Consider the following 16,140-nt stretch of genomic DNA (forward strand, 5'->3'; position numbering starts at 1 on the left):
CCGGTCCGAAAAAAACCTGAGCGCCGGGAAGCGGATGAACCACAGGTTCCGCTGGCTCGCTACCGCGAAAATTCCACCCGCGGTTCGTCGAAATCACGTCCATTGTAGTCGGGCGCACAGGGAATCAGCTCTTGGGCGCCTATTCCCTCGTCTATCAGGAAGCGCTCTATCTTGCGGCTGCGCTCCTGCGCCAGACGTTCAAACTCCTCAAATAACTTCAACGGTGGATTCCGGTAGAACTTTTCCCTCGCTTTGCGGCTGCCGCCCAGCCCCGGCGTGGAATCCGGATAAAGCGCATACCAATCGCGGGCATTGGCAATGCCACAGATGCCGGGGCGCGCGTCCGGGCGCTCGCGCAGCCTTACAACCATTTCCCGCAGCTGCTCCCAGGCTGTGGCGTCGAGCTCACTCTTGCCGGGCTCGAAAAAAATCGGCTCGAATCTGACCGCACGGAAACGCCCCCAAGCGAATTTCGCCAAAGTATAGAAGCCAACCGGTGTGAAATAAGCAAACAAGGATTCAATAATTGCCCGCTGCAATAGATGACTGAAGATAAAACTGAAGGAAAATTTCGGATCATAGAGATCGCCGCTTACCGGCATATCGAATCGCACATTGCCCTGGCCGTCTTTTAACAGCAGCAGCGCAATATCCAGCGGGATAATGGAAGACTTCACCGGAAGCTTATCCTTCTCTTGCACACGGCGGACCTTGATCTTATTCAATTTCATATCCGCAAAGGCGTTTACCTTGTTCTCCCGTATACGGATATCCAGGCGCGCGTCCAGCTGCCCCTGCAGAATCTTGTAGCCGAGCAACTTGGCCATATAAGGCGTCGCGGGGATCAGGTTGGTATTTTCGATATAACCGGTCAGATCGGCGTTCCACTTTTTGGTTTCGAGGTAGCGGATGGTGCCCGCCAGTTGAATTTCACCGAAACCGCCGGGGCGGCCGTTGAACAATACCGTTGCCGGAGGGTGAAGCGGCAAATTGCTGACATTGCGCAGGGTTAAATAAATTGCCCGTATCGGCAAGCGCGCGCGATATTGGCCCTGGCGGTCCACCCAAGTGAAGGTACCGTGGCGCACGTCCAGCTCGCGGATGTGATAGCGCACTTTCATCCCTTCAGTAATGGCGTCTGCGGCGCGGATCAAGGGTTTTTCCTGCGGCTGTGTGCCTGTCAGCACATCCACATCCCGCGCCAGCGGGTATTCGCCGGAGCGGTCGCGCATAACGATCAGGCGCGGTCGCAGTGCATCCACTTTTTCGATTTCCAGGCGGTTGCCGCGCCTGTCGTAATGCAATTGCGCAACACTCATGCCAGCCAGACGGCCGATAACAGAGTGGCGCTCGTATTCCGGTGCCCCCTCGCGCCGATCGAAAATGGCAAACCCTTCCGCCTCGGCACGCAGAAAACGGAACTCCGATTCTCCACTCAACAGCTGTTCCACCGATACGCTGTCACCGCGCACCAGGCTGCGCCCCGTTCCGGTCAGCAGCTGTACCTTGTGCAGCTGTAATTGTGCCAGCGCCAATTGTCGCGTAGAGAAACGATAGCTGCCGCTGACATCAACAGCATCGAGTGTCAGGCAGTGGTTTAGCCTTTCCACATAACCCGGCGGCACGCAGCCGGCGGCGCCCTGCAACCGCAGCTGACGCACAGCGATCTCACCACTGCCGAGACGCAATTCCTCCGTGTGCAACTGCTCCAGCTGCAACAGTTGTGCCGGCAATCCCTGGGGATAATCCCCCTGCTTCAGTTCCACGCCTTCGATAGCAACACCGCGCAGTAAAGTGACCTTGCCGGACGACGTATCGACCCTATCGATTCCCTGAATGCTTACCCGTCCCAATCGATAGCAGGGCGCCAGGCGGTTATCGCCCAGAGTGCCGGCCGTCAGGCAACCACTGGCACCGGACAGTTTGCCCACGGAAGCGCCGCCGTAGGAGGGCTGGTCCAATTGAATACGCGCAATTTGCAAGGGATCACCGCTGCCCCTGTCGATGCTGAGCCCCAGAGCTTCAATGGAGCCATCCGTAGAGAAGGGGCTGGACAGGGATATCCTCTGTCCACCCGGCAGGCGGAGCTGCTGCAGACGCCAGCAAAAATCTGCCCTCCCCTCCGCCACCGCAGCAGCACTGCCCGCAACGCAACCTCTCATCCCCACAGCTTCCAGGTCTGTGGTCCAGAGCACCTGTCCGCCTTCCCAGCGCAACTGTTTCCAGCTGAGCCGTTTGAGGCCGGTGCCCGTATTTTCCGTTTTCCCTTCCCCCAGCGTAATGGGTTGCGATACCAGCGGTCCCAGTGCGATCCGCGGTGCCTGTGGTGTCAAACCGATACGGTTAGTGCCCGGAAGATGGATTTGTTGCGCACTTACGCAGTCGGCAATGCCCAACTGCCGCGCAGTTTGTGGCAGCAAATCCGCAAGACCGCAGAAGCGCAGACCCTGAAGCTGCAAATTCAGTAGATCCAGCGTATCCGCGCTGAGAGACAGCCCGGCAAGGCGCAGGGATTGGAAACGCCACAGGGGTTTTGCAATGGGGGAAGATTTAAAAAGTGTTTCAGCGACGGCCAGGCCGCGCTCTCCGATCGTGTGCAATTCCGCCGTGGAAATACAGCGCGGCAAATCACTGCGCAGTTGCCATTCCCGCGGCAGACAGGCGTGCAGCTGTGCCGCGTAGAAATCTTTCAACGCCAGTTTTCCCGGTCTGTTGGCACCGCGCTGCCACTCTACCTCCAGTTGCGGCGCCGACAGTTTTTGCAGCTCGAAAATGGGGTGTTCGCCCTCTTCGGCCAGCAGTATCCACTGCGCCCGGCTGCCACTCATATGCGCAGAAACTTTTCGCCGGCCCACAGTCAATTCAAAGCGCTTGCCCGCGTGCAGATTGTGCAGTTCCGCACAGCGGATATCGAACACCGCCGCATTCACACCCACCGGCAGGCAGCCATAGAAATCTTGCAGAGAAAAATCCGGCAGGGAAACAAAAGTACTGCGATAGGGCGGCGGCAAGTGGCGCAGCCGCGCGGCGGGCAAGTGCAGTCCGGACAAATTCAGCAACTCCGCTCCCGCGGGTGTCGTGGCTCGGGCTTTTTCTAGGGAAAGCTGCGCCGCGGAAAAATCGATACCGCCCTGCCAGGCAACGACCAGCGGGCCCCGCTGACGCCAGTTGCGCAAATCGAAACAGCCGGGCATTTGCTGCGGATTGCTGAATAACAAGCGCGCCCAGCTTTTTGGCAGACATCCCTGCAGGCGGCTCAGGGAAGTGCTGTCCAGTTTTAGGTTGGGACTGGCGATATCCGGTGGCGGTATACCGTCTTCCCGGTCCCCGGTCTGCACATCTTCGCGCCGCTGCGCCATTTCTTCCGGCAACAACCCCTTTTCATCACCGGAATCATCCTCTATCGCCTCCGGCGTATTTTCGTGATAGCCTGCGGTAACCGGGATATCCACCGAACCGCTAAGGCCCCGCTGTACCCAGGGGTGGTCGCTGTCTGCACTGCGGCGCAAAATACCCTCGCCCGTGTGCAACTTCTGTAACAGGAGACCACCGCCGCTCAGTTGATCAGCAAGTCGCAGCCGCCCGAGGCTCAGCTCGCCCGCGATCAGGTAGCCCGCCTCGCCCCGCTGCCAGGCGAAATGACCGCGGCCATTGAAGTTCGCCAGTTCCCCACAAAGAGGGCGCAATTTTTCCGGCAGCAATCCATCGGGCAAACACCCGGACAAGAACTGCAAAGCAAAATCCTGTAACAAAAAGGGCGCCCCGGCACCGAGGAGGTTAATGCGCTGCCAATGCAGTTTGCGCAGCTGCAGCTGCGGCCGCCCTTCCGTTGCCATGCTAAACTGCGACAGGCGCAGGGGACCACTGGCAAACCCCCAGGGACGTTGCACTATACGCGAACCGAACTGCACCTGGAATTGCTCGCTACCGCTCAGCCCCGCCAGACGCACACAGTAATCCGGCTGGTGCCACAACTGCCCCGGAATACAGCCGGAGGCGCTTTCCAGATCCACGCCGTCGATGGACAAAATACCTGTCTCACCCCGATACTCCAGAGCCCCCAGCAATGCCAGATTCGCGCTGAACGGATTGCCCCTACTCTGCGCCAAATCCAGCAGCTGTACCCGCTTCAATCGACTGGGCCCGGTGCTGATTGTGATTTTTTTGCGCCAGTCAAAGGTAACCGGGTCCGGCAGCGTCAGTGTGCCGGCACGGCTGCAGTAGTGATGCTGCTTATCGCGCAGGCCCGACGGGCACCAATCGAAATCAGAAGCACCGGCGCTCTGCCAGCGCAGCGTTTTCTGCGCGCGGCGGTAGTGAAACTCTTTTAACGCCAGCCTGTGAGCACGCCAGTTGTGCCAAACCAGATTCGCGTAGCGCAGCGCGATATCCTGCCCCTGGGCCGCGCGCCAGCGCACCTCCCCGCTCTTGCCGAAACTGAACAGCAAATCCCCCTTTAACTGCAACCGCCGCGCAACACCGCAATGCCCTACCAGCCGCTGCAGCGCCGGTAAAGCATCGGCCCAACGCTGGGGAGGACAACTGCCGAACATCTGCGCCTTCAGGGTATCGGCACTGATACGGTTGCCGGGGCGGCGGTATAATCCATCGGACAGCGCCAATTCCACTAAGGTGGCATCAACTGCCCCAGATGCTTTTTCCGTAATAAGCAAATTGCGCAAATTGAGCTTGTCCGCACCGATGGTAATATCCAGCGGCACATCACCTGTCCGCTGCAATCCCAGCAGGAAATCCCGCACCCGTAGTTCGCCGAAATCCACACAGCCGGGGCTGGTCCAGTCCGGACGGTGGCGGTAGCACAGTGTGCTGTCGCGGATGCGCACCTGCTCCAATAGCAACCTGAAATCCCAGTCTCGACGCGGCCCCTGCCCCAGCGCCCAGCCGCCGACTTCCCAGCGGCGGCCGCTTTCGCTCGAACGGGATTCCAGATCCATATAGGCACCGTCCAGATAAGCCCGCTGTAACTGGATGCGACCGCGCAATAACTGCCACCAGCTATAGTCGAGCATCAACTCCCGCGCGCGGAAACCGCGACCACCGTCATTTTTTGCGCGCACATCACTGACCACCAGCTGCAAATTCACAACAGACAACTGCAAATGCCCGATTTCCGCATCCAGGCCGCGCTCTTTCAGCCAGCGCTCAACCTGCGCCGCCAGCAGCGTTCCGGCGGCCAAATTGGCAATACCCAGCAACAGCAGTATCGCCACCAGCCACCAAAGCAGGCGCCGGGTTATGTCGAGAGGCGGAGAATTATTCAGTGGCATTACCGGAAAACGACGCAAGCAATGAATTTAGCGAAACCTGAGCCAACAGCTATGCCCACTAATTAAAGACCAGCGCCACTCAGCTTTCCCGGCAATACGCCTTTTGGAATAATCGAGCGACTGCTGGTGTATTTATTCAGCCATTGCCGCAGGGGTAACGTATCGGACGCCACCCTTTATAGTTGGCACCAAAAGCGCGATGATTTTTGATAAACGCGCTTAGGTAGAGGACCACTGATTGATTTGCTTCCTGGCGATAAAGGCTCTTCGAGAACAGATGTGAAAATCAGGTGATGGACAGCCACCAGATATAGGAATTTCTCCAGCGGAGCTACAGGGAAGTACGCATGTGTTTCGAAATATCCACTCGATCAACTGAGGTGCTTTTCTGCCTCTAATTCTCCTTGCTGCCGGGAAGTGAATTAAGCAAGGATTGCTTAGCGCTTTATGCCTATCCAGAGGAGCACTGCCCCCCTGCACACCATCAGTCCGATCGAAGAGAGGGCGTAGCTTCCTACCTAATAGTACCTTGACCTTTGGTCAAGTATCTCGAATTCCCGTGGTGGCTGGCTCGTTTTCGTGGTCCAACTTGGCACCCAATCGAAGTGAATCACTCTCGATATCAAACTTTTCTCGTCGTCGTGTCCACCCAGTGTAGACCCGAAGTCACGTAGGGAAGAGCGGATGCGACTACACCAAGAGTGGGCGCGGAGTCAAACTACGGCATTGCGGACAGAATAGCCTTAGGCTAGCCGATGTACCCACCTAAAGCAGGCTCAACATCCACTCAGGGACACGAAATGAGTGCACAGCATTCCCTAGCCATTATGATTTCAAAGGACTTGCTGCCAGATCTTACATCGTGTGAGCTCCAGGACATGAGGTTTTCCAGACAAGTCGAGGGGACCACAGGGAACACTGCACGGTGGCTATATATTGAAAGGGCTCTCAGATTTTTGGCCGAAGCTATACGCGTCGTTGTCCCTGCGTCGGACTCTGGGTAAGATCTAGACCGTCATTGGAAGACATAAGGAGAAGGTTCTTGCCATGCCTCAGAAGAAGTTCTATGAGATGGACCGCGCACATCTGTTGCAGACACTAAGACAGGTGGAGACTCGCCTACAGAACGGTTCAATCCGCCTACGCATTATGGAGCCATAATGATCCACCTTATCTGTAACGACGACAGCTACCTCGTCTACACGAGGTCGACCAACGACGCGGTCGCCAAGTTAGGAAAAAAATACCCGTTTCATATAAACCCGGCGCCGATTTCTTACGCGTCTGTTTGGAAGGACCCTTTGCACTTGGACTTCGGCCCAGACGACGAGACCACAAATGAACTGGTGCCTGACATCGCTGCTCGATACGGACGCCTGTTCCTCACGGAAAAGGCGCACAGTCTACTCAGCGACTACCTTGCGCACGACGGGGAGTTCCTACCAGTCACCTACGTGGGGGGAACTGGGTACATATTTAACCCGCTCACTATCGCGGAAGACCATAACGCGGTGGACAACGCAGTTACGGTGTTCAACGATTTCGGGGAGCTGGAAAGCTTAGGATTCCTTGAAGACAAGCTGCCGAAAGGAATGATGGTTTTCCGCTCAAAGGCCTGCGGTTACCTCGACGTGTTCTGCACCGACCAGATAAAGAAGGCGATAGAGGATGCGGGCCTTGTCGGCGTCACCTTCCAGCCAGACCTTGCGTACCTGGGCGGGCCAGCCTCAGTCGCACACTAGAAAACATCTGATTTACTCGCTTCCTCGCGGTAAGGGTTCTTCGGGAACAGCTGTGAAAATCAGGTGATGGGACGCAGACAGATACAGGGATGTATCTGACAGTTTCGAAATATTCATCCCATCATCTGAGCTTTTCATTTAGGAAAAACGTCCCTTTATCGTCCAAGAACAAATTAATCAGAGGTCCCCTAGGAATCGCCAAAGAGAACTTGAAATGCTCTTTCTATAACATTGAATTTGGCGTGATTCTTCTGGCGTATAACAGCTAGTGTCAAAGGCCCCACACCGAGAAAAGCGGCAACAATATACAATTTTCTCGGTGGGGAGAACGTTAATGAATATGGCGCACGAATAGCAAAGCTCATGACAGAAAAGCCATGTATAAAGCAAGGTTGCGCGGCATGAAAAAATCAATACTTGTGTGCGTTATTGTGTCGGCTCTAATTGCTAGCCTTGTACTTTACGTGGGACTTCAACACAACGCGATGGGCGAACTCTGCATTGACCCTGATGCAGCTAAATGTGAATTGAATTATGAATATGCGTCTGGAATTTGGGCTACTTGGTTCTTTCTCACAGTGCTACCTAGTTCTGGACTAGTGGTTTTAGCAAGATTTCTACTTGGTATAAGGAGTCGGTCATAATCAATGCATCAACGGGACGGTTTTTCCGCTGCCGCTCCAAACCAGCTCGTTATGCCAATGCTAGGCCCTAGATCATGAAAGCTGCGACCACAAGGTTACAGGCGATAGTTGCGTTTCTTACGGTACTAGCCGGAGCGATTGGTTCGACACCCCATGAAGGCTGGCTAATCGCGTGGTTTTTGCTCTTTTGTGAGCGACTCGGAAAACGCTGGACCTACGGAATCCGCGACTGTGAGCGCTATCTCTCCCCGCCGATCACTGACCTGCTCCCCACTCTCCCAGCGTTTTGCCCGCAAAGAAGCTTTGAACGCTGCAGAACTGGTCAGGCTGGAGGAAATAGCTGCTGAATGGCGGGCACGGCTGATGGATATCAGTTGGTTTATGCGAATGCTCAATGAATCCATTGCCCGGCAAGCCAATCAGGAAGATGGCTGCACCGGTCGTTTCTGGGAGGGCCGATTCAAGTCTCAGGCATTGCTCGACGAGCGAGCTCTGGCGGCTTGTATGGCCCATGTGGATCTGAACCCGATCCGGGCCAAGATGGCTGAGATACCGGAAGACTCAGACCACACTTCCATACAACGGCGTATTTCGGCAGCTCAGGATGCAGCTCTTCCCCTTTGTTGGTAGTCCGCGAAAGCCCATGCCTGTTGGACTACCGTTTCAGTTACAGGACTATCTCGAACTAGTGGACTGGAGTGGCCGCTGCCTGCGTGAAGACAAGCGCGGCACTATCGATGAACAACTACCACCAATTCTCGATCGGCTGCAGATCGACCCCCGACACTGGCTCTACCTGAACCGCAACTTCGAACGCCGCTTCAAGTCTCTGGTTGGTGCCGCCCATTCAGTGCGCTCTGTCTGCGAGCAGCTCGGAAAGCGCTGGGCCCACGGAGTCCGAGATTGTGAGCGCTATTTCTCCCCGCTGATCACTTCTTAAAGTTTTTCCTTTCTTTGAAAAGCACCATCGCGGATTTCAACGAAGGACTATTGCGCCACAACAAAACGGTTTGGCGCAATTCCACACAAGACTCTGAGACTACTTACCCCCTTGGCAAAAGCGGACCGAATATGCAGAGCCTTTCCATCAAATTTTCAATTTATGGGTGTCCAATTTTGTTGTTTTTACCATTCATGCCACCGCCTCTAAAATCCTAGAGAAAGGTATTTTTTTGATTAGCTCACCGTCATCCAATTTAATTCCGAGTTCATATAGCCTATCTATTTTTGGGTTCTCTACGTTTACTTCTTCTATCACTTCATCCCCGATATCAATACGTAATATTTCATGATTTTTATTTTTGCGAATGAGGGCAAACTGAGACGTTGGGAATTTCCGTTGCTGATTAAGTTCTGGATCATCAGCTATCTCAACGTAATCGTATAAATATTGTCCATAGAGACAAATAGAGCTGTCAACTCCAATCTCGATAATGTGGCATAGGCAGCCTGTCGACAAATCTTCAAAAGTTATAGCTTTCCTGGCTCGGTAATGTTCTTTCTTAGCTAAATTTTTCTTTAGCATCTCATCTAGATATTCATCTTCTGATTGCCCTTTAAGCTTTTTAAGAATACCTTCATTAAATACAATTACCGATGAAAACATTAGAGCGAACCACACTCCAATGCTAATGAAGGGATGTAGATATTCTCCACCTACGAGAAAATAAATCCACATTCCTAACCCAATGTATATTAGTGCAAATAGCAGTCTCATGATTTCTTATGGCTAACTCCGCATTCAGCGGTGCTTATTTTATGTGCATAAAACAAAAAGCTTTCAACGCCAGCCATATTGCAACATTCTCTACCTCATAGAAAATACTGTTTATCCGTACATATAAATGGATAACCAAAATGGGACGCCCGCGCAAATCCCTTATCTCTCTTGAAACTACACCCTATTCTCATTGCGTCTCCCGCTGCGTGCGCCGCACATTCCTGTGTGGCCGGGATGAGCGCACCGGGCGCTTTCGAGCACCGAAGGCAGTGGATGACATATCAATGCCGCACAAGCTGAAGCCTGGACGCTGCGCGAGGTGGTGGACCGCTGGCATCAGCTCTGTAAAGGCTCTCCACTCTCTCAACGTTATGCTCGCAACGAAACCTTGAACCCTGCGGAACTGGCTCGGCTGGAGGAAGTAGCTGCAGAATGGCGCGAACGGCTGATGGATATCAGTTGGTTTATGCGGATGCTCAATGAATCCATTGCCCGGCAAGCCAATCGGGAGGATGGCTGCACCGGTCGCTTCTGGGAAGGTAGATTCAAATCCCAGGCACTGCTCGACGAGCGGTCCCTGGCTGCCTGTATGGCCTATGTGGATTTGAATCCAATCCGAGCCAAAATGGCTGATACACCCGAAACCTCAGACCACACTTCCATACAACGGCGTATATCAGCAGCTCGGGATGGCAAACAGCCACAGCAGCTCTTTCCCTTTGTTGGCAATCCGCGAGAGTCCATGCCTGTAGGACTGCCGTTTCAGTTACAGGACTATCTAGAGCTAGTAGATTGGAGCGGTCGCTGCCTGCGTGAAGACAAACGAGGCGCGATCGACGAGCAACTGCCGCCGATTCTCGACCGGATGCAGATCAACCCACGACACTGGCTCTACTTGAACCGTAACTTCGAAAGCCGCTTCAAATCTCTGGTTGGTGCGGCCCATTCTGTGCGCTCTGTGTGCGAGTACCTCGGCAAACGATGGGCCTACTGAATCCGAGACTGTGAGCGCTACTTATCCCCACCGATCACTTCCTAAAACTTTTCCTTTCTTTGAAAAACATCACGCAGGATTCTGCGAAGGACTGCTGTGCCATAACAAAACGGTTTGGCACAATTCCACACAGGACTCTGAGCCTGCTTACCCAAATAGCACACCCTGGTAACAGCGGACCAAATATGCAGTAGCCTTCCCATCACATTTTCAATTGGTGGGTGTCCAATTTTGCACAATCGATAAACAACTACCACCCTGCGGCACCCACAGGGACAGGTTTGCGCTCAAGGTATCTCGCTATCCCAAACGTCTGAATACCCATTGTTACCACAATGAATGTGCAAAGTTGTGTATATTTTTTCCAAAACATACTCTAGCTCTTTTTTATCAACAGTTTCATCTACTACTTTCCAGTAGAATTTTGCCAAAGCAGATGCCTCTTCTTTACTGCTAACACCGGACTCAATAATTTTAACAATGCATGAATCTCCAAATTTATTAGCATAATGAATTAAAATTTCTTTCTCTCTTATATCTTTAAATTCAATCATAACGCATCCTGTGCATCTCTAATTACTGACATTCTATCAGCAACCCACTCAAGTTTTGAGCGCAGTTCTGAAACGGTCATTTTCTTTGTTACCGCAAGAAAGTAATGCTGCTTCCTTCTATCTCTTGGATCTGCGATGAACTCCAAACCATCAGGGATATCAGCCTTTTCCAATACCCAATACACATGAACTCTTTTACCCGGATTTCGTTTAGACTTCATCCGGTGAATACCCTTTAAATGTTGCCAGTGTGCAGAAAATGATAGTCCATGTTCAGCAGAAGGAACAATCCAGTTCCCACAAGCTGAAAAAATATAATCATCTCTTTGAATACCATTTATGACTTCTCGGTTTGTACTATTTGGATTGAGATGTAACGTTGGATGCTCGCCCTCCACAATCGGCCTCGCAAACCATTTGCTAAGCCTTTTTATCGCATCCCTTAGATCTTCCATTGTTTTAAACTGCTCCACTCTATCTCCTTATAATTCCAACGGATCAAATATTAACGCCCTGAAGCAGAGATGGTTTACCTTGTGCGCTTTGTGCGTACAAATAGACGCGTAGCAACCTTCGCAACACACGACTCAAGGATACTCATAAAATAAACAGAAGTTCAATCTTTTAAATAGCAGAAACAACGCCGTTTTATCGGAACTTATAAAATAAAAAGCTTTCGACGCCAGTCATATTGCAACATTTCTTATCTCACAGAAAATACTGTTCATTTATACAGCTTAGTGAATAGCCAAATGGGACGCCCGCGCAAATCCCTGATCTCTCTTGAAACTACACCCTATTATCATTGCGTCTCCCGCTGCGTGCGCCGTGCATTCCTGTGTGGCAGGGATGAGCGCACCGGGCGCTGCTTCGAACATCGGAGACAGTGGATCGAAGATCGGCTGTTGGAATTGGCCGAGGCATTTGCGCTGGATATCTGCGCTTATGCAGTTATGAGAACCACTACCATGTGGTATTGCATATCAATGCAGCACAAGCTAAAGGCTGGACGTTACATGAGGTGGTGGACCGCTGGCATCAACTCTGTAAAGGTTCACCTCTTTCCCAACGTTTTGCCCGCAACGAAGCCTTGTACGCTGCGGAACTGGCCCGGCTGGAGGAAGTAGCTGCAGAATGGCGCGAACGGCTGATGGATATCAGTTGGTTTATGCGGATGCTCAATGAATCCATTGCCCGGCAAGCCAATCGGGAAGATGGCTGTACCGGTCGCTTTTGGGAAGGTAGATTCAAATCCCAAGCACTGCTCGACGAGCGAGCTCTGGCGGCCTGTATGGCCTATGTGGACCTGAACCCAATCCGGGCCAAGATGGCTGATACACCCGAAACCTCAGACCACACTTCCATACAACGGCGTACATCAGCAGCTCGGGATGGCAAACAGCCACATCAGCTCTTTCCCTTCGCTGGTAGCCCACGAGAACCTATGCCAATAGGACTGCCGTTTCAGTTACAGGACTATCTGGAGCTAGTAGATTGGAGTGGCCGTTGCCTTCGTGAAGACAAGCGCGGCGCGATCGACGAGCAACTGCCGCCGATTCTCGACCGGATGCAGATCGATCCACGACACTGGCTCTACTTGAACCGTAACTTCGAAAGCCGCTTCAAATCTCTGGTTGGTGCCGCCCATTCAGTGCGCTCTGTCTGCGAGCAGCTCGGCAAGCGCTGGGCCCACGGAGTCCGAGATTGTGAGCGCTATCTCTCCCCGCTGATCACTTCTTAAAGTTTTTCCTTTCTTTGAAAAACACCATCGCGGACTTCAACGAAGGACCGCTGCGCCACAACAAAACGGTTTGGCGCAATTCCACACAAGACTCTGAGACTACTTACCCAAATAGCACGCCTTAGCAACAGCGGACCGAATATGCAGAGCCTTTCCATCAAATTTTCAATTGATGGGTGTCCAATTTTGTTTTTTGTTTTCCAATTTTGTTCCTCCTCGTATGGCCCAATATCTTGTTACGTGTTGGTATTAGCACTGCCATAAAAATTTTGCAGAATCATTACAACGACAGTGAAACAAATACGCCGCCCCGCCGCCTCCAAAGTTCATTTCAGTTTTCCAGTCTGGCCCTTGCTCCAATTGAGCTACAAATTCCATTGGTTTATTACACGTGGTGCAATTTGGTGTTTCATTACCCTGAATCCATGAGGGCTCACCAGAAATTTGACCTAAAACCTCTCGAGGGCTAACGCCATTCTTTTCTGCCCATTCAATTCTTGCTGTTTCGTAGTTATCACCATCGACCGAAACCACCTGCGCTGAGTGCTCTGTTTCCCTTAGAGTTTCACCTTCTGATGGTTCTTGGACAAGTTCAAGTTCGAAGGGCTTTATTACGACTACAGCATTGCTCCCGCCATTAGCATCCCATTCTTCACACATTCCGGGATCGTTTTGGCACATGAATATTTGATATAATTTTTCATCAATTGATAGCTTCGCCAAAAATTGCATTGGAAGTTTGCAGTAAGCACACTTAGGCCAATGAAAATCTTCACCTATATTTTTGACCGGCTTCCCACCAAAAGAGGTTTCGCTCATTTCGGCTGAATCCGAATTGTTTATCAACAGCTTAATCATGCAAATAAAATCCGTTGTACGCGTAACGCCGCCGGCAGGGGCAGCTTACTTTGTGCGCGATTTGCGCAATAATGGGAGCGAAGCGACCCGCGTAAAACGTGCATAAGATAAGCCGTCCCGCGGAGGCCCGAAGGGCCGCAGCTTCACTGCCCGTGATTGTTAAGTTCCTACAAACTTCCAGATTAACCACAGCGCCAAGAAACCTGAAAACACGACTACTAGAATAGGAATACTTTTGATCTTCTCTATCAAAATCTTGTCTAGGCGAAGATACACTTTAATCAAAATTTTCTCAAAATCACTGTGAGAAGAATGAAACTTGCCTTTTTCTACATAATCTAGCCAGTAGTCGCCAGGATAATTTGGTTCATAGAATGCACACAGAATGTCTAGAGCCAATTTTCTCACAACAAGTGGAGCGATCACAAAAGCGAGAAAACCGACAGTAGCTAGATTTTTTAGATCTTCGGAACTCATGGAACTTAACGATGTTTCTCGGAGGGCCGTCGGCCCGGAGCGAATTGCCAGGTTTTGTTATAAATTTTCACCGAACTCCGAACCTACCTGAACTAGATATCTCCTTAACCTCAACAAGAAGAGGATCTAACACACCTAACTCTTGAAGAGCGCAAACGAGCACAAGTAGACCGACAGAGAGCCATAACAGAAAGGATGGTGAAACTGCTGAGTAATCTCTGATGTATTTTTCATTCGGATAGCGCTTTGCGATTTCTTCCTCAGATAGCCTATTCACGCTCTTTTTACTCATTCGATTTATAACGTCCAGCGCGGAGCACTTTTCGTGTTAATATTTGAGCGCCAGCGAGTAACACAAAAGATGCGTAGCGTTGGCTGTCGCTCTGCCGCTGATTGTTATGGTTTTTCATCCCTCGAAGCACCACAGGAAACGGTCCCGATAGTACTTGTACGGACTATCCAACCGCACAATCGGTGGGTCTTCGAAGTTGTACTGAATCAATGCGACATCGTAAACCCCATGGTTTAGATCTTCTTTATCAAAATTGCATTGTATTGATTTTCTCTTTCCTTTTGCAATTTTTATATAGAGAAAATCACCCATCTCTTTATCATGAGCACTAAAGATACCGTGCTCAATTTCCATTGTTTGTAGATCAAGGTCAGTAAGCTTTGCCTTCTCTGACTCCGAGAAACTCACCAACTTCCCATCTACGCTCAGAGCAATATCTTTTAGATCATCATCTTCCGGATCAAGATCTATTTTTACAGAAATACTCTTATATGGTTCAGGGAGAACGCCCTCCACATAAACATAATGTGAATGCAATTTGGTTGTGTCATAAGCAGCTGAAAACATTGGAAAAATTGCTAAAAAAAGTATTAAATTTCTCATGACACCTCAGGAACATAACGCTCGCATTCGCGGCTGGCTTGGAGTGTAGCGTAAAGCCAGTCCGACAACATGCGCTTGTTAAGATCGGCTTGGCAGTTAAGAATATACTTAGCCATGAGCCCACGTTACCTCAAGACCTGTAGCCCTAAGTGCATTTACCAATTTTTCTGCGTGTTCATCAGTCTTGGCTCTCAAACCAAACCCATGGCCCATTTCACATGCCACGATCTCAGCCATTTCATTAGCCTCTGAAATAGATATACCAATTTCAACAAGCCTATCAACCAGCAAACGGTCATCATATATACCACTACATGGTGCTACTTTGATATTTGGCATTATTGCCTCTTAACACCCGCAACACTGGCGACCAATGCTATGCACGTTTTGTGCAAAATTGGGAGCGCAACGACCCGCACAAAACGTGCATAGCATTGGGCGTCCCGCGGAGGCCAGAAGGGCCGTAGCATCCTGCTTGCGTTTGTTAAACATTGGGGTCACTAGAAAGCGCAAGATATGCAAAGTAGCCCAAAGCAACAACCAACGCCCAAAACAAAATACTGGAAATCATCACAAGAAAACCATTTGGTTCCTCACCGTCTTTCGTGAAAGGCTTGCAGATAATGTTTCCTGGAAATCGAAATATTACCTCGAAGATAGCAGTGAAGACTATCTCAACAAGCAATCGACCGATAAATCTAAATACACTGCCAATTACTTCTTCCACGAATTCTCTCTCCAGACTAAGAATGATTAATGCCTCAAACACCGGCGCAACCCTGATGCGTCCGATTGCTTTGACCTGTTAACAGCCTTATCTGGCACCACACTTGGGTAGCTTACCCAACTCTTCACTACTTAAGTGAAGCGCATTACAGCCGTTACCCCAGCCTCTAAAGCCTTCGCCTTCCCCTAAAAACCAGCAAGAACATGGCTCATCTATTAAATTTCTTTCAGACAGCAAAGGAAAGGAGCAAATGACGCCGTCATCTAGGGCAAAAAACTTCATATCGTTACCGGCTCCACTTTCCTGAATTTCGATGAGCCCTGCCATGAAAATAAAAAGTAAAAGTGTGCATAAGCAACCTAGAGTAAAGCTAAATACTAATTCTTTTTTCATCACGAGATCTAGCTGCTAACGCTCGCAACACCGGACAATTTTCAGCGAAGCGGAAAATTGTTCCGTGTGCTTGCGCTTGTTATACGTAATCTGAACCATCATGACCA

At 51.0% G+C, this 16,140-nt stretch carries 14 protein-coding genes and 1 pseudogene; 5 read left to right on the plus strand and 10 right to left on the minus strand.

What is annotated here, in order from left to right; translation table 11 throughout:
• Positions 1 to 59 precede the first annotated feature (59 nt).
• A complete protein-coding gene (locus tag A3224_RS12940; RefSeq protein ID WP_067155422.1) occupies positions 60 to 5,288 on the minus strand; it encodes a DUF748 domain-containing protein in 5,229 nt (1,742 codons plus the stop codon).
• A gap of 1,160 nt (positions 5,289 to 6,448) precedes the next feature.
• On the opposite strand from A3224_RS12940, the gene A3224_RS12950 reads away from it, so the two are divergent.
• From A3224_RS12950 to A3224_RS17560, 3 genes are all read left to right on the plus strand, one after another.
• The gene (locus A3224_RS12950; protein WP_067155428.1) at positions 6,449 to 7,030 is read left to right on the plus strand and encodes a hypothetical protein; all 582 of its coding nucleotides are present in this window, start codon (positions 6,449 to 6,451) and stop codon (positions 7,028 to 7,030) included.
• 875 nt (positions 7,031 to 7,905) lie between these two features.
• On the plus strand, positions 7,906 to 8,304 hold the full coding sequence (locus A3224_RS17555) for a hypothetical protein (RefSeq protein ID WP_067155430.1): 399 nt from the start codon (positions 7,906 to 7,908) through the stop codon (positions 8,302 to 8,304).
• Positions 8,305 to 8,317: 13 nt separating this feature from the next.
• Positions 8,318 to 8,614, plus strand: coding sequence for a hypothetical protein (locus A3224_RS17560; protein WP_067155433.1), 297 nt, complete (start codon positions 8,318 to 8,320; stop codon positions 8,612 to 8,614).
• A gap of 192 nt (positions 8,615 to 8,806) precedes the next feature.
• Here A3224_RS17560 and A3224_RS12965 read toward each other — a convergent pair whose 3' ends face one another.
• On the minus strand, positions 8,807 to 9,280 hold the full coding sequence (locus A3224_RS12965) for a hypothetical protein (RefSeq protein ID WP_156481483.1): 474 nt from the start codon (positions 9,278 to 9,280) through the stop codon (positions 8,807 to 8,809).
• A 436-nt stretch (positions 9,281 to 9,716) separates the two neighbouring features.
• Between A3224_RS12965 and A3224_RS12970 the strand changes: the two genes are divergently transcribed.
• Positions 9,717 to 10,388: a hypothetical protein gene (locus tag A3224_RS12970; protein ID WP_197462989.1), complete on the plus strand. Its 672-nt coding sequence runs from the start codon at positions 9,717 to 9,719 to the stop codon at positions 10,386 to 10,388.
• 287 nt (positions 10,389 to 10,675) lie between these two features.
• On the opposite strand, the gene A3224_RS12975 is transcribed toward A3224_RS12970, so the two are convergent.
• Together A3224_RS12975 and A3224_RS12980 are read right to left on the minus strand one after the other, a co-directional pair.
• A complete protein-coding gene (locus A3224_RS12975; protein WP_067155440.1) occupies positions 10,676 to 10,942 on the minus strand; it encodes a hypothetical protein in 267 nt (88 codons plus the stop codon).
• The gene (locus tag A3224_RS12980; protein ID WP_082817524.1) at positions 10,939 to 11,415 is read right to left on the minus strand and encodes a hypothetical protein; all 477 of its coding nucleotides are present in this window, start codon (positions 11,413 to 11,415) and stop codon (positions 10,939 to 10,941) included. Before A3224_RS12980 ends, A3224_RS12975 begins: the two co-directional genes overlap by 4 nt.
• A 279-nt stretch (positions 11,416 to 11,694) precedes the next feature.
• Between A3224_RS12980 and A3224_RS12985 the strand changes: the two are divergent.
• A pseudogene (locus A3224_RS12985) lies at positions 11,695 to 12,683 on the plus strand (transposase).
• A 249-nt stretch (positions 12,684 to 12,932) separates the two neighbouring features.
• On the opposite strand, the gene A3224_RS12990 reads toward A3224_RS12985, so the two are convergent.
• The 6 genes from A3224_RS12990 to A3224_RS16965 form a co-directional block, all read right to left on the minus strand.
• Positions 12,933 to 13,541 carry a hypothetical protein gene (locus A3224_RS12990; RefSeq protein WP_067155443.1) on the minus strand — a complete coding sequence of 203 codons (609 nt, stop codon included), beginning with the start codon at positions 13,539 to 13,541 and terminating at the stop codon, positions 12,933 to 12,935.
• A 159-nt stretch (positions 13,542 to 13,700) separates the two neighbouring features.
• Positions 13,701 to 14,018, minus strand: a complete 318-nt coding sequence (locus A3224_RS12995; RefSeq protein ID WP_067155446.1) for a hypothetical protein — start codon at positions 14,016 to 14,018, stop codon at positions 13,701 to 13,703.
• A 406-nt stretch (positions 14,019 to 14,424) separates the two neighbouring features.
• Positions 14,425 to 14,913, minus strand: coding sequence for a hypothetical protein (locus tag A3224_RS13000; RefSeq protein WP_156481484.1), 489 nt, complete (start codon positions 14,911 to 14,913; stop codon positions 14,425 to 14,427).
• Between the two features lie 108 nt (positions 14,914 to 15,021).
• Positions 15,022 to 15,252: a VOC family protein gene (locus A3224_RS16960; RefSeq protein WP_156481485.1), complete on the minus strand. Its 231-nt coding sequence runs from the start codon at positions 15,250 to 15,252 to the stop codon at positions 15,022 to 15,024.
• Positions 15,253 to 15,397: 145 nt separating this feature from the next.
• Positions 15,398 to 15,640, minus strand: coding sequence for a hypothetical protein (locus A3224_RS13005; protein WP_156481486.1), 243 nt, complete (start codon positions 15,638 to 15,640; stop codon positions 15,398 to 15,400).
• An 87-nt stretch (positions 15,641 to 15,727) separates the two neighbouring features.
• Positions 15,728 to 16,033 (minus strand): hypothetical protein, encoded by a 306-nt coding sequence (locus A3224_RS16965; protein ID WP_156481487.1) that lies wholly within the window; start codon positions 16,031 to 16,033, stop codon positions 15,728 to 15,730.
• Between the last annotated feature and the right edge of the window lie 107 nt (positions 16,034 to 16,140).

Origin of the sequence: Microbulbifer thermotolerans, from assembly GCF_001617625.1 — a bacterium.
GTDB lineage: Bacteria > Pseudomonadota > Gammaproteobacteria > Pseudomonadales > Cellvibrionaceae > Microbulbifer > Microbulbifer thermotolerans.